General features: G+C 70.4%; 18 protein-coding genes. 12 read left to right on the forward strand and 6 right to left on the reverse strand.

From position 1 onward, the window contains the following. The first annotated feature begins 5 nt into the window (after positions 1-5). Both BJ997_RS14315 and nagA read left to right on the forward strand, forming a co-directional pair. The gene (locus tag BJ997_RS14315) at positions 6-791 is read left to right on the forward strand and encodes a DeoR/GlpR family DNA-binding transcription regulator (RefSeq protein ID WP_035838042.1); all 786 of its coding nucleotides are present in this window, start codon (positions 6-8) and stop codon (positions 789-791) included. Next, positions 788-1,975, forward strand: a complete 1,188-nt coding sequence (gene nagA, locus BJ997_RS14320; protein WP_035838040.1) for an N-acetylglucosamine-6-phosphate deacetylase — start codon at positions 788-790, stop codon at positions 1,973-1,975. Before BJ997_RS14315 ends, nagA begins: the two co-directional genes overlap by 4 nt. Before the next feature lie 87 nt (positions 1,976-2,062). On the opposite strand, the gene BJ997_RS14325 is transcribed toward nagA, so the two are convergent. Together BJ997_RS14325 and BJ997_RS14330 are read right to left on the reverse strand one after the other, a co-directional pair. Next, positions 2,063-2,470 carry a hypothetical protein gene (locus BJ997_RS14325; RefSeq protein ID WP_152602280.1) on the reverse strand — a complete coding sequence of 136 codons (408 nt, stop codon included), beginning with the start codon at positions 2,468-2,470 and terminating at the stop codon, positions 2,063-2,065. A 25-nt stretch (positions 2,471-2,495) separates the two neighbouring features. After that, positions 2,496-3,014: a hypothetical protein gene (locus tag BJ997_RS14330; protein ID WP_035838036.1), complete on the reverse strand. Its 519-nt coding sequence runs from the start codon at positions 3,012-3,014 to the stop codon at positions 2,496-2,498. Between the two features lie 246 nt (positions 3,015-3,260). Here BJ997_RS14330 and BJ997_RS14335 point away from each other — a divergent pair, with 246 nt between their 5' ends. From BJ997_RS14335 to hutI, 5 genes are read left to right on the forward strand one after another with little or no spacing between them, the layout of a single operon-like run. Then, the gene (locus BJ997_RS14335) at positions 3,261-3,914 is read left to right on the forward strand and encodes an IclR family transcriptional regulator (RefSeq protein ID WP_035838034.1); all 654 of its coding nucleotides are present in this window, start codon (positions 3,261-3,263) and stop codon (positions 3,912-3,914) included. 27 nt (positions 3,915-3,941) lie between these two features. Continuing rightward, positions 3,942-5,642 (forward strand): urocanate hydratase, encoded by a 1,701-nt coding sequence (hutU, locus tag BJ997_RS14340; protein WP_052542480.1) that lies wholly within the window; start codon positions 3,942-3,944, stop codon positions 5,640-5,642. After that, on the forward strand, positions 5,639-6,901 hold the full coding sequence (locus BJ997_RS14345) for an allantoate amidohydrolase (protein WP_152602279.1): 1,263 nt from the start codon (positions 5,639-5,641) through the stop codon (positions 6,899-6,901). Before hutU ends, BJ997_RS14345 begins: the two co-directional genes overlap by 4 nt. After that, on the forward strand, positions 6,898-8,316 hold the full coding sequence (locus BJ997_RS14350; protein WP_183323555.1) for a formimidoylglutamate deiminase: 1,419 nt from the start codon (positions 6,898-6,900) through the stop codon (positions 8,314-8,316). Before BJ997_RS14345 ends, BJ997_RS14350 begins: the two co-directional genes overlap by 4 nt. Next, positions 8,313-9,485, forward strand: a complete 1,173-nt coding sequence (gene hutI, locus BJ997_RS14355) for an imidazolonepropionase (protein ID WP_183323556.1) — start codon at positions 8,313-8,315, stop codon at positions 9,483-9,485. Before BJ997_RS14350 ends, hutI begins: the two co-directional genes overlap by 4 nt. A 276-nt stretch (positions 9,486-9,761) precedes the next feature. Here hutI and BJ997_RS14360 read toward each other — a convergent pair whose 3' ends face one another. Together BJ997_RS14360 and BJ997_RS14365 are read right to left on the reverse strand one after the other, a co-directional pair. After that, entirely contained in the window at positions 9,762-10,016 is a 255-nt protein-coding gene (locus BJ997_RS14360; protein WP_035838588.1) for a hypothetical protein, read from the reverse strand. Between the two features lie 78 nt (positions 10,017-10,094). Further along, positions 10,095-11,894 (reverse strand): DUF4012 domain-containing protein, encoded by a 1,800-nt coding sequence (locus BJ997_RS14365; RefSeq protein ID WP_084141546.1) that lies wholly within the window; start codon positions 11,892-11,894, stop codon positions 10,095-10,097. 174 nt (positions 11,895-12,068) lie between these two features. Here BJ997_RS14365 and BJ997_RS14370 point away from each other — a divergent pair, with 174 nt between their 5' ends. From BJ997_RS14370 to BJ997_RS14390, 5 genes are read left to right on the forward strand one after another with little or no spacing between them, the layout of a single operon-like run. Beyond that, the gene (locus BJ997_RS14370) at positions 12,069-13,337 is read left to right on the forward strand and encodes a nucleotide sugar dehydrogenase (RefSeq protein ID WP_035838585.1); all 1,269 of its coding nucleotides are present in this window, start codon (positions 12,069-12,071) and stop codon (positions 13,335-13,337) included. 15 nt (positions 13,338-13,352) lie between these two features. Beyond that, positions 13,353-14,282 carry an NAD-dependent epimerase/dehydratase family protein gene (locus tag BJ997_RS14375; RefSeq protein ID WP_035838582.1) on the forward strand — a complete coding sequence of 310 codons (930 nt, stop codon included), beginning with the start codon at positions 13,353-13,355 and terminating at the stop codon, positions 14,280-14,282. Between the two features lie 4 nt (positions 14,283-14,286). Continuing rightward, the gene (locus BJ997_RS14380) at positions 14,287-15,633 is read left to right on the forward strand and encodes a lipopolysaccharide biosynthesis protein (protein ID WP_183323558.1); all 1,347 of its coding nucleotides are present in this window, start codon (positions 14,287-14,289) and stop codon (positions 15,631-15,633) included. Next, positions 15,630-16,883 (forward strand): glycosyltransferase, encoded by a 1,254-nt coding sequence (locus BJ997_RS14385; protein ID WP_035838577.1) that lies wholly within the window; start codon positions 15,630-15,632, stop codon positions 16,881-16,883. The genes BJ997_RS14380 and BJ997_RS14385 overlap by 4 nt, the downstream gene beginning before the upstream one ends. Then, positions 16,873-18,906, forward strand: a complete 2,034-nt coding sequence (locus tag BJ997_RS14390; protein ID WP_035838574.1) for an acyltransferase family protein — start codon at positions 16,873-16,875, stop codon at positions 18,904-18,906. Before BJ997_RS14385 ends, BJ997_RS14390 begins: the two co-directional genes overlap by 11 nt. On the opposite strand, the gene BJ997_RS21800 is transcribed toward BJ997_RS14390, so the two are convergent. Both BJ997_RS21800 and BJ997_RS14400 read right to left on the reverse strand, forming a co-directional pair. Further along, the gene (locus BJ997_RS21800; RefSeq protein ID WP_052542545.1) at positions 18,903-19,535 is read right to left on the reverse strand and encodes an acyltransferase; all 633 of its coding nucleotides are present in this window, start codon (positions 19,533-19,535) and stop codon (positions 18,903-18,905) included. The two genes, BJ997_RS14390 and BJ997_RS21800, sit on opposite strands and share 4 nt — an antisense overlap. Beyond that, positions 19,525-21,924 (reverse strand): glycosyltransferase family 4 protein, encoded by a 2,400-nt coding sequence (locus BJ997_RS14400; protein ID WP_052542544.1) that lies wholly within the window; start codon positions 21,922-21,924, stop codon positions 19,525-19,527. Before BJ997_RS14400 ends, BJ997_RS21800 begins: the two co-directional genes overlap by 11 nt. Positions 21,925-21,987: the final 63 nt, after the last annotated feature.

Consider the following 21,987-nt stretch of genomic DNA (forward strand, 5'->3'; position numbering starts at 1 on the left):
TACTCATGAATCGCGCCGACCGCCTCACGGCAGTGCTCGACCTGCTCGCCGAATCCGGCCAGCTCGAGGTCGACGACATCATCGAGAAGCTCGGCGTCTCGGCGGCGACGGCGCGCCGTGATCTCGACGCCCTCGCCAGCCGGCAGCTACTCACGCGAACGCGCGGCGGGGCGATCGGGCAGGCCGTGGCGTACGACCTGCCGGTGCGCTACAAGAACGAGGCCCGCGGACCGGAGAAACGCCGCATCGCGGCAGCGTCGAGCGCGCTCGTGACCCGCGGCGACGTGGTGGGGCTCTGCGGCGGCACCACGAGCACGGCCATCGCGAGCGCCCTCGGCGCCCGTGCCGACATCATGCAGGCCGCCCCGCACCCCAACCTCACCGTGGTGACGAACGCCATCAACATCGCCGCCCAGCTCGCCATGCGCCCGCAGATCAAGACCGTCGTCACGGGCGGCGTCGTGCACTCCAGGTCGTACGAGCTCGTCGGCCCCTACGTGAACGAGGTGCTCATGCAGGTGACCCTCGACCTCGCGTTTATCGGCGTCACCGGGATCGACCCGCTGATGGGCGCCACAGTTCACGACGAGCGGGAGGCAGCCATCAACTCGCTGATGGCCCGCCGAGCCACTCGGGCCATGCTCGTGGCCGACTCGAGCAAGATCGGCCAGACCGCATTCGCGAGCCTCGGCGATCTGGCCCAGTTCGATGCGCTCATCACGGACGAGGGCATCACCACCGAGCAGGTGGCCGCGTTCGCCGCCGCCGGCCTCGACGTGATCGTGGCATGAGCCTCCCGGCCCGCGCGCTCATCCACTCGGCACGGCTCGTCTCCGGCGGCACGCTGACACCCGAGGCCTGGGTCACCTTCGAGAACGGCGCCGTGGCCGCGGTGGGCACTGGATCGTCCTGGCGCGCGCTCGGCATCGACGAGGTTCAGACAACGGATGCCGCGGGTCGGCTGCTCACCCCCGGCTTTATCGACATCCACTGCCACGGCGCGGGCGGTGCCGCGTTCGACGACGGCACCGAGGCCATCCGGACCGCACTCGCCGTGCACCACCGGCACGGCACCACCCGCGCGGTGCTCTCGCTCGTGACCGCGGGCCAGGCCGATCTCGAGGGCCGGCTCGCCGTGGTCTCGGCGGAGGCGGAGCGCAACCCGCTCGTGCTCGGCGCCCACCTCGAGGGCCCCTTCCTCGACGCCACCTTCCGCGGCGCCCACGACCCGGCGCTGCTGCGCTCGCCCGATCCGGAGGGCGTCGAGCGGCTGCTCGCGGTGGGGCGCGGCCAGATCCGGCAGGTGACGCTCGCCCCCGAGCTGCCGGGCGCCGCCGACGCGCTCGCCCGCTTCGTGGCCGCCGGGGTGAGCGTGGCGGTCGGCCACAGCGCCGCCGACTACGACACCGCACGTGCCGCCTTCGATGCCGGCGCCACCATTCTCACCCATGCCTTCAACGGCATGAAGGGCATCCACCACCGGGCTCCCGGGCCGGTAGCCGCTGCGATGGACTCCCCCGGCGTCACGCTCGAGGTGATCAACGACGGCGTGCACGTGCACCCGTCCGTCGTGAGGCTCGCCTTCGCCGGTTCACCCGGCCGCATCGCCCTCGTGACCGACGCGATGGCCGCCACCGGCGCATCCGATGGCTGCTACGTGCTCGGGTCCCTCGCCGTGCAGGTGACCGACGGGGTGGCCCGGCTCGTGGACGGCGGGGCGATCGCCGGCTCGACCCTCACCCTCGACGCGGCCCTGCGGAATGCTGTCGCCGCCGGCGTCGCCCTGCCGGATGCCGTGACCGCCCTCACCGAGACCCCCGCGCGAGCGATCGGCCGCGGCCACGACCTCGGCCGGCTCTCCGTGGGTTACGCCGCCGACGCCGTGCTGCTCGGCCCCGACCTCACTGTCGACGCCGTCTTCGCCGCCGGGCGCCCGCTGCCCCGCTCGCCCTCCACCGCACTCCCCGAGGCATAACTCCTGCAGATTCCGGGCCGGGCAGAATTCGGCCGCGGAATCACGCGGGAGTGCTGCCGGACCGCCAGGATTTGCAGGAGTTATGCCTCAGGGAGCGGATGTCGCGGGGCTGCTGCCGCCGTATTCGAGGGTGCCGTCGGCGTGCCACACGGCGTACATCTCCATGGGCTGCAGGATTGCCTCTTCGTCTGGCGCACCGATATCCATAGTTCCGGACCAGTACAGACGCAGGCCGGAAGCCGGAAATCGCGCGGGTTCGGTGCAGCTCGCCAGGTAGCCGGCCGTGCCGCCCAACGCCACCAAACAGGTCAGGTTGGTCAGAGTTCGGGCGGCGTAGAGCGTGGCCGTTCCTGACGCCTTCGCTTCACCGGGCCGTTGCCCCAGGAGGCGATACGAATCGTCTTCGAAGGAGTCCGGGATGGCGTAGAGGGGAATATCCAGCGGCGTCTGGGGGCGATCAAGGATCTGCTCTGCGCCGGCGGCCGGTGTGGCCACGGCGGTCGCCACCGGCACCTGAGCCTCAACCGATCGGCGCTCGGTGAGCTGGCTGCCCGCGACTCCCCCCCACGGCCAGCGCCGCGACGAGCCCGGCAGCAACGAACCAGCGCACGCGCCGAGGAGCGGGCCGCTCTGCTGCGGGAGTCCCGGGGAGCGGGCTCGCGGCCTGCGCAGCGCCGTCGGCTACGGATGCCACGGCGAACGCCGCCGAATCGGGCTCGGCGGCCGGCCGCTCTCCGGTTCTGGCCTTCAGCAGCGCCGCCCGTTCGGCGCGAATCTCGTCGTCGAGCTGCCTCAGCAGTGTGCGGCTGGCAGTGTCATGCGCCGCGTCACCATCGGCCGCGAAGATCCGCCGCTGCAGCTCCTTCTGCCGGGCCAGCGGCGACGGGATACCGGCCGGGGACGTTTCTTCGGGTTGCGCTTCCCACCACAGGGCATCGAGCACGTCCCAGGATCCGACGTAGGCGGTGCGCATCCGCTCACGAAAAATCGGATCGACCTGAGCGCGTTCGTAGTCGTTGTCGTATGACACATCCGCCATTGAGACCCCCCGATCATCGTCTGAACAGCTTGGCACACACCCCACACGCCACCCTCCGGGGGGCTAACTCCTGCAATCTGCGGGCCGGCCAGAATTCGGCCGCGGAATCACGCGGGAGTGCGGCCGAGGCGTCTCGATGTGCAGGAGTTAGCCACATAAGCACGGGGAGACGGAGAAGGCATTGCCATTGGGTGAACTTCGTGTTTTACTAGATGCAATTCAGCAGGCATCTCGTCAGGACAGATCATGACCGAAACCGCACCCAAAGCGGACACCACCACCCGCACGGCCGAGCGGGCCCTCACGCTGCTGAGCGTGGTGTGCGAAAAGGGATCGGTGACGCTCGGCGAGGCGGCCAAGGCGGCCGATCTCTCGGCGAGCACGGCGCTGCGGTTGCTGCGCACCCTCGAGTCCACGAACTTCGTGCGCCGAGACGACGACGGCAGCTACCGCCCCGGGGCCACCGTCGTGCAGCTCGGCGTGCTCGCACTCAGCCAGGAATCCCTCGTGGCGCTGTGCCGCGACCCGATGACCCGCATCGTGGAGCAGACCGGCGAGTCGGCCTACCTCAGCGTTCCGGCGCCGGGGCGGCAGGGGCTCTACATCGCCATCGTGGAGGGCACCCACTCGGTGCGCCACGCCAACTGGGTGGGCCGCAAGTTTCCCGTGGAATCCAGCGCCTCCGGCTCCGCACTGCAGGGCGAGGTCGGCGACCACGGCTACTGCGTGGTGAGCGACGGCGTGGAACGCGACGTCACCGCGATCGCCACGCCCATTCGCGTGGGCGAACGCATCGTCGGGGCGCTCAGCGTGGTGGTGCCGAGCTACCGCATCACCCCGCAGAACATCGACAGCATCGGCCGCCTGCTGCTCATCGAAACCCATTCCCTCTACAACTGACCCGCCCACTTTCGCAAAGGACTCACAATGACGGATTCCACCACCACCACCACCACCACCACCCACACCGCCCACACCACCCGGCCGGTGCGCGCCGCCCGCGGCACCACCCTCACCGCGAAGAGCTGGCAGACCGAGGGGCCGCTGCGCATGCTCATGAACAACCTCGACCCTGAGGTCGCCGAGCGCCCCGACGACCTCGTGGTCTACGGCGGCACGGGCAAGGCCGCCCGCACCTGGGAATGCTACGACGCCATCGTGCGCACCCTCGAGACGCTCGAGAAAGACGAGACTCTGCTCGTGCAGTCCGGCAAGCCCGTTGGCGTCTTCCGCACCCACGAGTGGGCGCCCCGCGTGCTGATCGCCAACTCCAACCTTGTGGGCGACTGGGCCACCTGGCCCGAGTTCCGCCGCCTGGAGCAGCTCGGCCTCACGATGTACGGCCAGATGACCGCCGGATCCTGGATCTACATCGGCACCCAGGGCATCCTGCAGGGAACCTACGAAACCTTCGCCGCCGTGGCCGAGAAGAGGTTCGAAGGCACCCTCGCCGGCACCCTCACCCTCACCGGCGGCGCGGGCGGCATGGGCGGCGCGCAGCCGCTCGCCGTCACCATGAACGACGGCGTCATGCTCATCGTCGACGTGGACCCCTCCCGCCTGCAGCGCCGCGTGGACCACGGCTACCTCGACGAGATGACCGATGACCTCGACGACGCGATCGCCCGCGTTCTCGCCGCGAAGGCCGAGCGTCGACCGCTTTCGGTGGGCCTCGTGGGCAACGCCGCCACGGTGTTCGCCGAGCTGCTCGAGCGGAAGGTGCCGATCGATGTGGTGACCGACCAGACCAGCGCGCACGATCCGCTGTCGTACCTGCCCGAAGGCATCCGCTTGGAGGACTGGCACACCGAGGCCGCCGCGCACCCCGAGGAGTTCACGCTGCGGGCGCGGGCGTCGATGGCCAAGCAGGTCGAGGCGATGGTGCGCTTCCAAGACGCCGGAGCCGAGGTGTTCGACTACGGCAACTCGATTCGCGCGGAGGCCCAGCTTGGCGGCTACGAGCGCGCGTTCGACTTTCCAGGCTTCGTGCCGGCCTACATTCGCCCGTTGTTCGAGGAGGGCAAGGGACCGTTCCGCTGGGTGGCGCTCTCGGGCGACCCGGCCGACATCGCGGCCACCGACAAGGCCATCGTGGAGCTGTTCCCCGAAGACGAGCATCTGCGCCGCTGGATCACCAAGGCTCAAGACAAGGTGCACTTCGAGGGCCTGCCGGCTCGCATTTGCTGGCTCGGCTACCAGGAACGCCACCTCGCGGGCCTCAAATTCAACGAGATGGTGGCATCGGGCGAGCTCAGCGCGCCGATCGTGATCGGCCGCGACCACCTCGACTCCGGTTCGGTCGCCTCGCCGTACCGCGAGACAGAGGGCATGAAGGACGGCTCCGACGCGATCGCCGACTGGCCGCTGCTCAACGCGCTGCTGAACACGTCGTCCGGGGCCACCTGGGTGTCGATCCACCACGGCGGCGGCGTGGGAATCGGCCGCAGCATCCACTCGGGCCAGGTGATCGTGGCCGACGGCACCCCGCTCGCCGCCGAGAAGATCGCGCGCGTGCTCACGAACGACCCCGGCACCGGCGTGATGCGCCACGTGGACGCCGGCTACGAGCACGCGGCAGACGTGGCCCGCGAGCGCGGCCTGCGCGTGCCCATGTGGGAAGCCGAATGAGCGCCGGGCAAGCGGATGCCGCGAGCCAGGCCGCGCCGGCCGCGGGCGCTGTGAGTCTCGCCCACGGGCTACTCGCCGGCCTCGACGAGATCGCCGAGGTGGGCCGCGACGCGGCGCGCGGCGGCTACTCCCGGCATCTCTGGCAGGGCGCCGACCTCGAGCTACGCGAGTGGTTCACCGCGCGCGCCACCAGCCTCGGCCTCGACGTGGAGACCGACCGCAACGGCAACCTCTGGGCCTGGTGGGGCCTGCCCGGAACGGATGCCGTGGTGACGGGCAGCCACCTCGACTCGGTACCGGGGGGTGGCGCCTACGACGGCCCGCTCGGCGTGGTCTCCGCGCTCGACGCCGTCGCCCGGCTGAAGACGACAGGGTTCGTCCCCACCCGCCCGTTCGCGGTGCTCGTGTTCGCCGAGGAGGAGGGCTCCCGCTTCGGCGTGGCCTGCCTCGGGTCGAGACTGATCAGCGGCGCCATCGACGCCGACGCCGCGCGCGCACTCACCGACCGTGACGGGGTGACGCTGGCCGAGGCATCCGTTCGGGCGGGACTCGACCCGGCGCGCCTCGGCGCCGACCCCGCCGCGCTCAGCCGCGTTGGCCTGTTCATCGAGCTGCACGTGGAGCAGGGGCGCGGCCTGATCGACCTCGGGTCGCCCGTGGCCGTGGCCTCGTCGATCCTCGCCCACGGACGCTGGCGGCTGAGCTTCTCCGGCCAGGGCAACCACGCCGGCGCCACCACCATGGGCGCCAGGCGCGACCCGATGGTCGCCGCGGCGCGCGCCATCGTGGCCGTGCAGGACGCCGCCGTGGCCCAGCCCGGCAGCCGCGCCACCGTGGGCCGGTTCGAGGTGATTCCCGGCGGCACGAACGTGATCGCAAGCACCGTGCACGCCTGGCTCGACGCCCGCGCCGAGACCGACGCCGAGACCCGCGCGCTCGTGGCCGAGATCACCGCGCGCACTGCGGCCGAGGCTGCCCACAACGGATGCTCCGCTACGGTCACCGAGGAATCCTGGGCCCCGCGAGTGGCCTTCGACCCGGCGTTGCGCGAACGGTTCGCGCTCGCCCTCGGCGACGTGCCGCGCCTGTCGAGCGGGGCCGGCCACGATGCCGGCGTGCTCGCGAGCCGGGTTCCCAGCGCGATGCTGTTCGTGCGCAACCCCACCGGCATCAGCCACGCCCCCGAGGAATTCGCCGAGCCGGGCGACTGCGTGGCCGGGGTTGAGGCCCTCGAGCAGCTGCTGCGGAACGTGCTGTGACCGGGGCGTCGGGGACGACCGGCCCGAACGCCTCGTACTGGTGCGAGACTCTCGTGATCGACGGGGTTCCCGTGGCCGGTGTGCGGCTTGAGGTGGAGGCCGGCCGGCTCGCGCGGGTGTTGCGCGGGTGCCTCCCGGAACCGTTCGACGTGCAGCTCGGCACCGTGCTTCCAGGCTTCGCCAACGCGCACTCGCACGCCTTTCACCGGGCGCTTCGCGGCCACACCCACGCCGACGGCGGGGACTTCTGGCGCTGGCGGGAGCGCATGTACGGCGTGGCCGGGCGGCTCGACCCCGACACGTACTTCGACCTGGCCCGCGCGGTCTTCGCCGAGATGCTCGTGAGCGGTTTCACCGCGGTCGGCGAGTTCCACTACGTGCACCATCGCGGCGACGGTTCCGCGTACGATCCGCCGCACGCCATGGAACTCGCGCTGGTGGCGGCGGCGCGCGAGGTGGGCATGCGCTTGGTGCTGCTCGACACTGCCTACCTGCAGGGCGGGATCGGACGGGGCCTGGGCCCCGAACAGCTCGCGTTCGGCGACGGCTCGGCCACGGGCTGGCTCGCGCGCTGGCACGGGCTGCGCCACCGGCTCGGTGCCGCTCCCGACGGTGACGTCCTGCCGCCCGCCTCGGCGTGCGGCGACGGGCTGGTCACCCTCGGGGCGGCGCTGCACTCGGTGCGGGCAGTGTCCCCCGAGGCGATGCGCGAGATTCTCGACGGAGTGCCCTCCCACATCCCCCTGCACGTGCATCTGTCGGAGCAGCCGCAGGAGAACGCGGACTGCGTGGCGGCGTTCGGGCTCACGCCCACCGCCGTGCTGCACTCGCTCGGCGCCCTTGCCCCGCGGCTGAGCGTCGTGCATGCCACTCACCTCACCGATGCCGACAGGGCGCTGCTCGGCGCGGCCGCGGTCACGGTGGTGATGTGCCCCACGACAGAGGCAGACCTCGGAGACGGCATCGGCCCGGCCCGCGAACTCGCCGATGCCGGCGCCCCCATCGCGCTCGGTTCCGACCAGAACGCCGTGATCGACCCGTTCCTCGAGATGCGCGCACTCGAGATGGGCGAACGACTGGCGTCCGGAACACGTGGGCGCTTCACGCCCGCCGAGCTGCTCGCGGCCGCCTCCGCGCAGGGTTATGCCTCGCTCGGCCTGGGCGGCTCGGCGCTGCACCCGGGGGACCCGTGCGACCTAGTGGAGGTGGCGACCGCCAGCATCCGTAGCGTCGGTTCGAGCGCCGGCCAGCTGCCGCTCACCGCGACGGCCTCCGACGTGCTGCGGGTGATCGTGGCCGGCCGGATCGTGGCCGACGGCGGCCGGCTCGTGGGCACCGACGGCACCGCCGCGCGCCCCGAAGCCATGATGGCCGCCGCCCTCGCCCGACTCGACCTGCCGGGAGGCACTCGATGACCACCGAACTCGTGACCAACATCGGCGAGCTCACCACGCAGAACGACGACCGCAACCGCTTGCACAACGCGGCCCTCGTGATCGGCGACGGACGCGTGCTCTGGATCGGCCTCGCCGCCGAGGCCCCGGCCGCCGACACGAAAACGGATGCCGGTGGCCGCGCCGCCCTGCCCGGCTGGGTGGACACGCACAGTCACGTGGTTTTCGCGGGCGATCGCTCGGCGGAATTCGAGGCGCGCATGGCCGGCCAGGCGTATGCCGCCGGCGGCATCAATGTGACCGTCGAGGCGACGCGCGCGGCCACCGAGGAGCAACTCGCGGCGACCGCGCAGGGCTTACGTGACGAGGCCGAGGCCCAGGGCACCACCTTCCTCGAGACCAAGACCGGCTACGGTCTCGATCTGGCGAGCGAGGTGCGTAGTGCTCGCGCCGCCGCATCCGTTGCCGATGTGGTGACCTACCTCGGCGCGCACATCGTGCCGGCGGGGGTGGACCGCCGCGACTACCTCGACCTCGTGACAGGCCCGATGCTCGAGGCGGTGCGGCCGTATGTGCACTTTATCGACGCCTTCTGCGAGGCGGGGGCCTTCGACGTGGAGGAGACCCGCGAGGTGCTGCTCGCCGGGCGCGCGGCGGGCCTCGGCCTGCGCGTGCACGGCAACCAGCTCGGCTTCAGCGGCGGCGTGCGGCTCGCGACGGAACTCGGCTGCCTCAGCGTGGACCACTGCAACCACCTGGAACCTGCGGACGTGGATGCCCTAGCCGGGTGCGGCACTGTGGCCACGCTGCTGCCGGCCTGCGATCTGTCCACCCGGCAGCCGTTCCCGCCGGCGCGGCGGCTGCTCGACGCGGGGGCGTCGATCGCGCTCGCGTCCAACTGCAACCCGGGGAGTTCGTACACCACGTCGATGCCGTTCTGCGTGGCCACGGCGGTGCTCCAGATGGGCCTCACCCTCGACGAAGCGGTGTGGGCCGCCACCCGAGGAGCGGCGAAGGCGGTGGGCCGGGAACACGGAGCGGATGCCGTGGGCTCACTCCACGTGGGCGGCCTCGCCGACCTGCAGCTACTGAACGCACCCACGGTGGCGCACCTCGCGTACCGCCCCGGGGTGCCGCTCACGCACGCGGTCTGGCGCCGCGGTATCCGTCGCTGGGCCCCGGCCGCGTAGCGGCCGGGAGCGACGCTGGTGGTGCCCCGCTGATCGAGGCACGACGAAGAAGCGATCGCGACCCGACCCTCGGACCGCACTCAGGCCTGAGGAACGACTCGCCGGGTCTCGATCGCTCGTGCCTCGCGCCTCGACCAGCGGGTGGGAAGAAGCGATCGAGCACTCGCGACCCGACCCTCGGACCGCACTCAGGCCTGAGGATCGACTCGCCGGGTCTCGATCGCTCGTGCCTCGCGCCTCGCGCCTCGACCAGCGGGTGGGGCGGGGCGCGCTTGGTTAGGCGCGGGCGCGGCGGCGGATGATGGGGACCGAGACGAGACCGAGACCGAGGGCCAGGGCGCCGACGGCCGGCCACATGAGCAGCGTGGCGGCATCCGTTCCCGTGGAGGGCAGCGTGCTCGTGCCCGTACCCGTGCTGGTGCTGTTGCTCGCCGGCCCCGAGGGCACGTACGTCGCGGCGTTGGCAACTGACGGCACAGCAAAGAATACGAGACCCGCTAACGCAACTGCCGCGAAAGTCTTTCGAACCATGATGACAACTCCTTACCCGAATTGAAGAGCCCAATTGACGTGCAGTTTATGCCGATTGAGCGTGTCTCACTATAGGGGTCAGCGACAGATATTTTCGAGCACTTTCGGGGTCTGGCTCGTGACGACGGGGGTGCCGACGGCCGCCAGGTCACCGTCGAACGGCAGCTGCCCCAGCCAGTCGAAGCGCAGTACCGTGCTCTCCCCAGGTGCGAGGAGCACCTCCACCGTGCTCACCGGATACCCGCTGTCGGTCGCCTCGTTGTGCGGCACAGCCGCGTCATCACGCGTGAGTCCGACGTTTTTCATACCGGGCGCCCCGTACACCGAAATGATCGTCTGCACGTTTCCCGGCGTCACGCCGTAGATTCCGCCGCCGGTGGCCCGCGACGACAGGGTGGTGCCGGCGTCGGCCGGCGCCGTGTTCGTCAGCGTCACGCTGACCCCATAACTGGGGCGACCATTTGTGCGACATTCCTGCTGGCCTAACCCCATTTTTACGTCGAGGTAGGTGTCCATCTTGCCGCCGGTAGAGTCGTTGAGATACACCCCGAACCTGGTGATCTGGGCGTCGCTCACCGGCCGCGCCCCAGCCAGGGTGGTGTCAGCCAGAATCTGCTGTTCGGCCTCGTGCGCACTCCACACCAGCATGCGTCCCTCCGAACCGGCGCGCGCGAACGCTTCGATGAGCTTCACGGGATCGGCGTGCCCGGCCGAGACCTCGGTGAAAACGGATGCCGCGGCGGAGGCGAAGAAGACGTCCTGCTGCGTCTTATCGGCGTAGGTGGCGTACACGTCGCGCACGAGCAGCTGCACGGCGTTCTCGGCGGTGAGAGTCTCCCCTGTCGTCAGAACCATCGGGCCGGTGGCCTTCAACAGGTAGCCGAGGGTGGCCGGGTCGACCGTGAGCACGCCGTCGACCTCCAGCCCGAACTTGAGCCGCCACATCTCCCGGGTGAGTGCCCCGGTGAGTGAGAAGTCGGGCGTGAGGTTGGCGCTTTGCACGAACCGGCCGGTGGTGTCCCCAAAAATCGCCTCGGTGTCGGCCGGCAGCTCGAGCACGGGCTCCGCGGTGCTCTTGAAGTCTTCGCTGGAGGCCTGCTCCGCGAGGGTGATCCTGCCGTTCTCGGTGTGGATGATCGCCATCGCTCCCGAGACGCCGCCGGTGGCGCGCAGCTCTCCAGGGTTCTGCACCAGAAGGAGGTAGTTGCGCGCACCGTCCGCTCCGAGCATGTCGGGCAGCAGGCGCACGGCGCGGTCCAGGGTGTCCACGCTCGCCGCGGCGGCGGTGACCACCCTCTCAAGCTCGGCAACGGCATCCGTTACAGGGGCGAACGTGTGCGTGGAGTCGATGAGCTGCACATCGTCGCGGGCCTGCGCGAGGGCCACGTTCGCGGCGCTGATCTGCGGCTGCACGGCCACGAGGGGCTGCACGTCGAGGGCGCCGTCCACGGGTTTGAAATCGGCGATCTTCACGTCGCCCACGATCTGGGTGAGCGGCTCCGCGGCGTTCTGGGCGAGCTCATCGACGATGCCCGCGACCTGTCGCACTGAGGTGAGGTTGCTGCCGATGAACGGCACGTACTCGAAGGTGCGCCACACCGGGTCGCTCGTGAGCATGGCGGCGCGGGCGGCATGCGGGGCGAGCTCGGCGAATGTCTCGCCGGCGGCCTCGCCATCGCCCGCCACGACCTCGCTGCGTATCTGGGCGGCCAACGGAATGGCGCTCAGCAGCTCGTCCTTGGCCATCACAGCCCGAACCCCCACCCAGGCCGTGGCGGAGACCACCACGATCATGCCGGCCAGGACGATTCGCAGGACGACTTTATGCCCCGCAGATCGGCCTTTCCCGTGCGGTGTGAGTACCGAGATTGGTTCCATTCAAATATTCAACCAGAGCAAATGTCGCTATCGTGCGGGCCGATAACCCAGTTCGAGGGACATCTGGACGGCCAAGTTTATGATCTTGGCGGCCCCGTTTTCGCACTCCGCGAGTAAAATAACGCTGCTGAGCCGCCGAGCCGATCCACGACCACTAGCAAAGGACTGTGGCCCATGACACAACGCAAACTGGTCATTGTGGGGCAGGGCTACGTGGGCCTGCCGGTCACGATGCGGGCCATCGAGGTGGGCTACACCGTGGTGGGCATCGACCTCGACGCGGCCCGCATCGCCAATCTGCGCGGCGGCATCTCCTACGTCGACGACGTGTCCCACGATCAGCTGCGTGCCGCGCTCGCGACCGGCCGCTACCTGCCCACCACCGACTACGCCGACGTGGCCAACTTCGACGTCGCCGTGATCACGGTTCCCACTCCCCTGCGCGACACCCTGCCCGACCTGTCCTTCATCGAAGCGTCGAGCGCCTCCCTGTCGGAACACCTCACCCTCGGCGCCACGGTCATCCTCGAATCCACGACCTACCCTGGCACCACCGAAGAGATGCTGGTTCCCATCCTCGAGAAGGGGTCCGGCCTGCAGGCCGGGCGCGACTTCCACGTGGGTTACAGCCCTGAGCGCATCGACCCCGGCAACACGCAGTGGGGCTTCGTGGAGACTCCGAAGGTGGTGTCGGGGGTGAACGCCGCGTCGCTCGCCCAGGTGAAGGCCTTCTACGACGAACTCGTGAACGAGACGGTTCCGGTGAGTTCCCCGAAGGAGGCCGAGCTCACCAAGCTGCTCGAGAACACATTCCGTCACGTGAATATTGCCCTGGTGAATGAGCTCGCCATCTTCGCGCACCAGCTCGGGGTGAACGTGTGGGAGTCCATCGAGGCCGCCGGCACGAAGCCGTTCGGCTTCATGAAATTCACGCCGGGCCCCGGCGTGGGCGGCCACTGCCTGCCGGTCGATCCGAGCTACCTGTCCTGGCAGGTTAAACGCAAGCTCGGGCAGAACTTTCGTTTCGTCGAGCTCGCCAACGACGTGAACGACCACATGCCGCAGTACGTCGTGCAGCGGATGCTGGAACTTCTCAACGAAGACGGTAAGGCCATGAAGAACTCGCGTGTGCTCATGCTCGGACTGGCATACAAGAAGAACACCGGCGACATCCGCGAGGCTCCCTCCGTGCACCTCGCCGACCTGCTGCGCGGCTACGGGGCCACCGTGAGCGCCGTTGACACGCACGTGGAGAGCCATCGCTGGCCGGCTGGCATCGACTGCAGCGAGCTCACCCGGGAGACTGTCGCCGCCGCCGACATTGTGGTGCTGCTCACCGAACACGACGAATTCGACCTCGGCCTGCTCGGCGAAGGCAGCACGCTCGTGCTCGACACCAAGAACTGCGTGCCCGCCACCTCGACCCGCGTGCACCGGCTCTGAGGGGTGGCGGCGGCGATGGAGGTTCTGATCACCGGTGGGTGCGGGTTCATCGGCACGAATCTGGTGGACAGACTGTTGCGTGAGCCGGGGATCGACCGGGTGCGCACCCTCGACAACTACGCCACGGGCATCCGTCGTGTCGTGGCGGATGCGCGCGTGTGGGAGATCGAAGGAGACCTGCGCGACTACGACGCCGTGCTGCGCGCGAGCGCCGGCGTGCAGGCGATCGTGCATCTGGGCGCGCTGCCGTCGGTGCCGCGGTCGCTGCACGATCCGATGAGCACCAATAACGTGAACGTGACGGGCACCCTGCACGTGCTCGAGGCTGCGCGCGCCAGTGGGGTGAACCACGTGAGTGTGGCGTCCTCGTCGAGCGTCTACGGGGCCAACCCGGCCCTGCCGAAGATCGAGACGCTCGCCACGCTGCCACTGAGTCCCTATGCAGTGAGCAAACTCGCCACCGAGTCCTACGCCAACGCCTACGCCACAAGTTTCGGGCTGCACACGCTTGCACTGCGGTTCTTCAACGTGTTCGGACCGCTGCAGCGCGCCGACCACGTGTACGCCGCGGTGATTCCCCGGTTTCTCGCGGCGCTCAAGAACGACGAACCGCTCACGGTGTTCGGCGACGGCGAGCAGTCCCGCGATTTCACGTCGGTGCATGCCGTCACCGACGCCCTCACCAAGGCGCTGCTGCGCACGGTGACGAGCCCCACCCCGGTGAACCTCGCCTTCGGCACCCGCACCTCGTTGAACACGGTGATCGGGTTGTTGCAGCAGCTGCATCCGCGCCCGATCCAGGTGACCTACGCGCCGGGCCGGGCGGGCGACGTGGCGCACTCGCAGGCGAGTTCTGCTCTGCTCGGATCGCTGATCCCCGACGTGGAGCGGCCGGAGTTCGCGCTCGCGCTGCGGCAGGTCTACGACTGGTACATGGGGCTGTGAACGGATGACGTTGCCCGAGTCCACGCGCAGCGCGAGCGGGGCAGCCCTGCGCACCAGGGCGCTGCTGCTCGGGATCGCCACCGGCCTCGGCTCCCGGGTGCTCACCCTCGCGGCGCCGTTGCTCACGATCCCGGTGACGCTGCGCTACCTCGGCGCCGACCTGTTCGGCTTCTGGATGATCATCACGTCGATCACCGCGATCGGCATGTTCGCCGACCTCGGCCTCGGCAACGGGCTGCTCACCCGGCTGGTGTGGGCGGTCGCCGAGCGCGACGGCGCCAGGGCCAGGACCCTCGTGAGCACGGCCTACCTCAGCCTCGGCGGCATCGCCCTGCTGCTGCTCGCCGCGATCTGGCTCGTCGTGCCGAGCATCGACTGGCAGCGCATCGAGGCGCAGAGCGCCACACTCGCCCCGGCGACCGCGCAGGTCGTGGCTGGCCTGGCCCTCTCCGCCTTCGCCATCACCATCCCGCTGGCGCTCGTGCAGCGGGTGCAGTACGCCCTGCAGGAGGCCTGGAAGAGCAACATCTGGCAGGTTGCCGGCGCGATCGCCACGATAGCCGCCGTCTACGCCGCCGCTTGGCTCGACCTGGGCGTCGTGGCGGTGATCGCCGCGGCCGTCTTCGCCGGCCCGTTCGTGATTCTGCTGAACAACGTGTTCTACTACGCGGTCAGCCACCGCGAGCTCGCCCCCACCCTGCGCACGGCGTCGGCATCCGCTGCCGGGTCGCTGCTGCGCGTGGGGCTGGCGTTCTTCCTGCTGTCCATCCTCACGTCGGTTTCCCTCAACGTGGACAACCTGATCGTGGCCAGGGTCGCCGATCTGCCCACGGTTAGCCAGTTCGCGATCACCACCAAGCTCTTCGCGCTGCTCGCCCTCACCGTGACTCTCGTGGCGCTGCCGCTCTGGCCGGCCAACGGCGAGGCGTTGGCCCGCGGGGATCTGGACTGGGTGCGCAAGACCACCCGGGCCATGGTGCTGTTCTCGGTCGGCGCCGTGGCAGTGGGCGGCCTCGTGCTCGTGCTCGCCCGCAACCTGATCGCCCAGCTCTGGCTCGGCGACGGCCACGCCATCTCCCTCGGCCTCGCCCTCAGCCTCACCGTGTGGTCGATCGTGATCGCGTTCTGCTCACCGTTTTTCAGCGTGCAGAACAGCGTGGGCAACCTGGGGTACCAGTACGTGGGCTGGGGCCTCTTCGCCCTCGCGTCGATCCCGCTCAAGTTCGTGTTCTACCCGCTGTTCGGTCTCGCCGGCATTCCGCTCGCCGGCGCCGCTGCCTACGCCGTGTTCCTGGTTCCCACCGCCCTGCTCGGGTACCGGGCCACCCTCGGCCGGGTGGTGGTCCCGTGACTGAGCTGCACGTGGTCTATGTGGGCCCGGTCGACTTCGGCACGTCTTCGGCCGATGCCCAGCGCATGCTCGGCATCGCCCAGGCTCTGCTGGCCGCCGGCGACAGGGTGAGCGTGGGTTCCGCGGCCTGGACCACCGAAGCGCGTGCGCCGGGCGATGACCCGCGACTCACTGTCACCCCGCTCGGCGAGCTGCCGCTGCCCGGCTGGCGGAAGCTGCGCCGGGTCTGGCGCGGCATCAGCTGGGGCCGCGCCACCCGCGACTGGATCGAAGGAATGCAGCCCGCCCCCGACGCGATAGTGCTTTACGGCACCTCGATCGGCTACCTGCTGCGCCTGCTGCCGCTGGCCCGGCGGCGCCGGATTCCGCTCGTCATCGACGCTGTCGAGTGGTACCAGGCCTCGCACCTTCCCGGCGGGCGGTTCGGCCCGTTCGCCCTCGCCAACACCCTGTCCATGCGGCTCCTCGCCCCACGTTCCACCGGCGCTCTCGTGATCAGTCGCTTCCTCGCCGAGCACTTCGAGGGCCGGGGCGTGCCGGTGCTGCGCCTGCCGCCGTTGTTCCAGATCGACGCGGGAGCGCCCGTGCAGCCGGCACCGCAGCATCCGCTCACGCTCTCGTATCTCGGGTCCGTGGGCAAGAAAGACAGCCCCACCATCCGCAGCCTCGTGCTGTTGCCGGGAGCTCTCGGAGCGGATGCCGACCGGCTGAGCGTGAACATTGTGGGCCTCACAGCGGATGCCGCGGCGCGGCTACTCGGCCACGAAGCCCCGGTCGGCCACGCGTGCCTGCACTTTCATGGCCGGTTGCCGGCCGCCGAAGCCCGCCGGGTGATGGCCACGAGCCACTTCTCGGTGCTGCAGCGCGGCGAGGAACGGTTTGCGCGGGCGGGGTTTCCGTCGAAGGTGCCCGAGAGTCTCGTGTTGGGCGTTCCGGTGCTCGCCAACCTCACGAGCGATCTCGCCGAACACCTCGTGGAGGGGGTGAACGCCCGGGTGCTCACCGATGCTCGGCCGGAGTCTCTCGCGGCGGCAGTGATCGCGGCGCTTACCGAGCCGTACGTGTTCGACAGGGCCGCGATCGCCCAGTCGGCCCGGGAGGCTTTCTCCCCAGCCCGGTGCGCGCGGCCGCTGCACTATTTCCTGGTGCGCCTGGCCGGTGTCGCGGCCCGCCGCGAGCGGGAGACGCCCACGGAAACGCCGGAGCACCCGGAGCGTTTCGACCGGCGGGGCGGCTCCCGTGCCCACTGACGCGCCCCGGCCGGCGCCCGCCGCCCCCGTGGTGAAGCTGCATTTTCGCGCTGACATCAACGGGCTGCGCGCGCTCGCGATAGTTCCAGTGGTGCTGTTCCACGCCGGACTGCCCGGCTTTAGCGGCGGGTTCACCGGCGTTGACGTGTTCTTCGTGATCTCGGGATACCTGATCACCTCGAACCTGCTGCGCGAGGTGGATCGTACCGGCCGGTTGCGCCTCGGCGCCTTCTGGGCCGCTCGGTTACGTCGCCTCGGCCCCGCCCTGGCGGTGATGATCGTGGTCACCGTGCTCGCGAGCCTCGTGGTGCTCTCGCCGCTGGAATGGGCGGCGCTGGCGCAGCAGGCCGCGGCCGCGGCGCTCTACGTGTCGAACGTGCTCTTCGCGGCGCAATCATCGAACTACTTCGCGGAGGGCCTCGACCAGAGCGTGCTGCTGCACACCTGGACTCTGGGAGTGGAGGAGCAGTTCTACCTGCTGTGGCCGCTGCTGATTCTGGGCGCGTGCCGACTCGCGCGCTCCCGCCGCGGCGGCCTGCGTCGCACGCTTGTGGCGGCTTTCGCCATCACCCTGCTCGCTTCGTTCGCGTTGTCGGTCTGGCAAACGGATGCCCACCCCGCGTGGGCGTTCTACCTGCTGCCGAGCCGGGCGTGGGAGTTTGCGGCGGCGGGGCTGCTCGCCGCCATCCCCCTCGGCGCCCGGATTCGGCGTCGGCGCAGCCGCGTGCTGCTCGCCGCGGCCGGTCTGGCCCTCGTGCTCGCCGGGGTGTTTCTGCTCAGCGATGCCACCCCATTCCCGGGCGTCGCGGCCGTGGTGCCGGTGCTCGGCACTCTCCTGCTCATCGTGGCCGGCACCCCTCGCGGCGACGCAGTGCCCGAGCGCCCCGCCGGTGTCACCCGGCTGCTCGGCACCGCCGGGCTGCAGTGGATCGGGTCGCGGTCGTACTCCTGGTACCTGTGGCACTGGCCGGTGATCATCCTGGTGATGGCGGCGCTGCGCACCCAGTCGCCGGTCGTCGGCAGCATCGCGGCGCTCGTGAGCCTGGGCATCGCCGCGCTCAGTTACCGCTACGTGGAGCAGAAGGCACGGGTGAACGCCCGGCTCGTGCGGTCGGCTCCACTCACCTTCGGGGTAATGGGCACGAGCGTCGCGCTCGTGCTGCTGCTCTCGGGCGGGGTCTCTGCCGGCGCGGGCATAGCCACCGCGAGCGAGGCGCTCGCCCCGTACCAGGCCGCTGTCGCGGCGCGGGGGCAGGCCACCTGCAGCGAGCGGACGACCGCCGACAGCGGCATCCACTACTGCGTGGCCGGCGATGAGACTGCAGAGCGCACCGTGATGCTGGTGGGAGATTCCCACGCCGGTATGTGGCAGGAAGCCCTCTCAACGGCGGCGCAGGCGGAGGGATACCGGCTGGTGGCCAGGTGGTTGTCGGCGTGCCCGGCCATTCCGGTGGCGGTGGTGAACGCGGAGGGCGTGAACGATGCCGAGTGCACCCAGTTTCGCGCCGGCACCGTGCGGCTGATCGGCGAGGAGCGGCCGGCGGCCGTGCTGATCGTGAACGCAAACAGCTACCTGGGCCGGGTGATCGGCGACACCGGCGGCGCACTCTCTCCCGCGGCGCAGGGCGAGCGGTGGGCCGCGGCGTATGCCCAGTTCGTGTCGCAGGTGCGTGGTTTCGGTGCGGTGGCGGCGTCGATCGAAGACAACCCGCAGTTCAGTTTCGACCCAGTGATGTGCCTCACCCGGGTCTTCGGTTCGGCGGCGGCCTGCTCGCCGCCGCTCGAGTCTGCGCTCGCGACCACCGAGGCGCTGCGGCGGGCCGAGGCGGCGGCCGTGGAGGCGCTGCACGTGGCGCCGCGCCTTCTCACCGTGGAGCGCATGTGCGACGGCCGCTCCTGCCGGGTGCTCGTGGGCCGCGACCCGATTCTCGCCGACCAGGGCCACCTGTCCGCCGCGTTCACCGCGCTGCAGGCGCCCGACCTGCGCCGCTTCCTGTCACAAGCGGTCGCGGGCCGGGGTTAGTCGGCGAGGTGGGCGAGGTCGTGCGCGCCGAGCCGCTGGGCCAGCGGGTACAGCGCGCGCTCGTGCGCAAGCGCTTGCGTGAGCGTGAACCGGCCGCGAACCGGCCGCGCGGGATTGCCAGCCACCACGCTGTATGGGGGAACGCTGCGCGACACCACCGCTCCCGCACCCACGACGCATCCGCGGGAGATCACCACGCCGTGCAGAATCGTGGCGCCGCCGCCCACCCACACATCGTCCTCTATCCGCACGCCGCGGTCGTCGCTGTCCCGTTTCATTGAGTCGTCCACATTCACGATGAACTCCCCCACCACGTCGAACCGGTGGTTGCCGCCGCGCACTGTGACGCCGGGCCCGAACACCACGTTGTTGCCGATGTGGATCTCGGCCCGCGTCGCCATCAGCGTGGGCCGCACGCCCAGGTTCACGTTGTTTCCCACAAAGATCGTCCGGTGCGTGTACGTACCCGCCGGGTCGAACACGAAGTTGCGCCCCCGCGCCCCGAATCGGTCGGCCTGCGCGTAGCCGCTTACCACCCACCCGGCGTGCCCTGCCGCATGCCCCACCGCCTCGAGCGCGCGCGCGACGACCGCACCAGCGCGAGACGGATGCCCCGGCTCAATTCGCATCGTCGGCCGCCTCGCGACTCTTCCGCGCCCGTTCGTCGATCCGAAGCCGGGCCGAGCGCCGCGCCGCCGACCGGCGGGCCGACGCCGTAGCATCCGCGGACCGTCCGAGGCCCGCGACGAAACCGGCGATGCGCTGCCCCTCGACCCCGGTGGACTTCGCCTCGAACACGTAGCGACGCGCCCGGGCCGCCCGGGCCTGGGCACCCTCGGGGTCGGCGAGCGAGGCGGCGATCGCCGCTGCAAGCGCTGCCACGGAGTCGTCGGCGGTGAACTGCAGGTAGGGCCTGTAGTCGTCGGGGATGCCGGCCAGGCGGGTCGTGACCACGGGAACCCCGAGCGCGAGGTACTCGAGCAGCTTCGACGGGAAGGAGTATTTCACGAAGTCCTGCCCGGCGGGGCGGGGGTTCACGAGCAGCTGAGCGCCCCGGAGGGCGGGCAGCAGGTCTCGGTGGGCGAGCACTCCATGGTGGGTGATGCGCGCATCCGCTTCGCTGCACGCGCGCACCCAGGCATCGAGGGTGCCGCGCCCGTAGAGGTCGAGGCGCAGCCGCGGGTCGGGCAGTGCGCGGAAGGCGTTCACGAGGTTTGCCACTCCGTAGTCGGCGGTGATGCCCCCGGCATACGCCACGTGAATCTGCTCGGGGTGCTCGCTCGGCGCCGCCCGCACGGCGGCGAGCCCGGGGTCGACGAAGCCCTCCACCACGAGCCGGGGCACACCGGCGGCGAAGTCCTCGGCGAGCGCGGGCGTGAGCGCCACCACGCCGTCGAAACCGTGGGCCAGCCGGCGCACGAGCCGCCGGTCGAAGCCCTTGAGCAGGCGGGCGAGCGGCCCGTCGACCTGCCGCACCAGGCCGGGCGGGTCTGTCATCACGAGGCAGATGCGCACGCCGCGGGTGCGTCGCAGCAGCCGCGCGAAGAGGAGGAACGGCGTGTGGATGCCGTGCACGACTACGACGCCGGGGGCCCTCCGGCGCATGAAACGGGTTCCGCGCACGAGGCACGAGTACAGGCGCGTCACGTGCTTGAACACGAGCAGGTTGACGAAGCCGATGGTTTCCCCGGTCGCCCCGTGCGCGCCGATGCGGCGGGAGCGCACCAGTATCTGCGGGTACTCCGGGTAGTCGGGAACCGGCAGCGCCGACAGCAGCGACACCGTGGTGCCGGCCGATTGCAGCGCGCGCACGAGATTCCACGCGAAGTTGTGGGTCTGCGTGGGCAGCACGGTGCTGCGCCCGGCGATCTCGTTGAGCAGCCTGTCGTCGATGGTGAAGCCCAGCAGAACGACCTCGTTGCCGGTGGTCGGCGATACCCGCCCCAGGATCGCCGTGTAGACCGCCTTCAGCCGGGCCGTCATGCGGGCCGTCGTGTACCTGGCAGCGATCACCCCGCAGGCCTCGGCGCCGAGCCGGGCCCGCAAGGCCGGGTCATCGAGCAGCCGCTGCAGGCCGGCCGCGAGGGCCGCCGGGTCGCCGGGCGGCACGAGCAGGCCGCCGCCGCGCGACACGACCTCGGTGTTTCCCCCTACCCGGGTGGCCACCACGGGCAGCCCCGCGGCCATCGCCTCGAGCAGCGCGTTCGACAAGTTCTCGTGCAGGCTCGGCAGCACGAACACGTCGCACGCTCCCAGCAGCGCGGGCACATCGAGTCGACGACCCAGCAGGTGCACACGAACCGGTGAGACGGACGCCGCCCGCCGAGCGATCAGCGCCGCGTCGGGACCGTCGCCCACCACGAGAACATGCACCACGGCCGCAGGGGGCAGCAGCCGATCGAGCGCCGCGAGCAGATCGAGGTGCCCCTTACCGATCACCAGGCGGCCCACCACGATGAGCACGAGGTCGTCGGCGCCGATGCCGAGCGCGTGTCGCACGGCGCCCCGCGACGCCGCGCCCGCGGCATCCGCTGGAAGGTCGACGCTGTTGGGCACGACGCCCACAATCTTGCGGCGCACGGGCCGCAGGATGGGTTTGCTCAGGGCATCGTCGCAGACCACCACGACATGGGTGGCAAGGCGCAGCGTGAGGGGCTCGAGGATCCCGCCCACGATGAGACTCCGCGGGCCCCGTGGCCGCGGCACGAGGTCGCGCACCGAGCCATGCACCGACACCAGGATCTTCGGAACCCCGGCGAGCCGCGCGGCGAGCACCCCGTGGAAGCCCTCGTTTCCGAGACCGCGAATGTGAGCCAGGTCAGGGGTGAAATCACGCATCTGCCGAGCCAGGCTGCGCACGAGGCGCAGGTTGATGCCGCCGGCGGGGCCGGGCTGGGGCACGTGGCGAAACTCAAAGCTCTCGCTGAGGTCGGAGGACAGCACCCGGGTGAGGGCGCCGATCGGGCCGCCGGAGCCGAGCGAGCCGAATGAATGCTGCACGATGCGCGGTCTGGCCACGGGCGTTCCTCCAACCGGGCTGGGACCGAGCCTGTCGAGAGCACAACAAACACGGGCGTGCGA

The sequence above is a fragment of the Cryobacterium roopkundense genome, assembly GCF_014200405.1.
In the GTDB taxonomy this organism is placed as follows: Bacteria; Actinomycetota; Actinomycetes; order Actinomycetales; family Microbacteriaceae; genus Cryobacterium; species Cryobacterium roopkundense.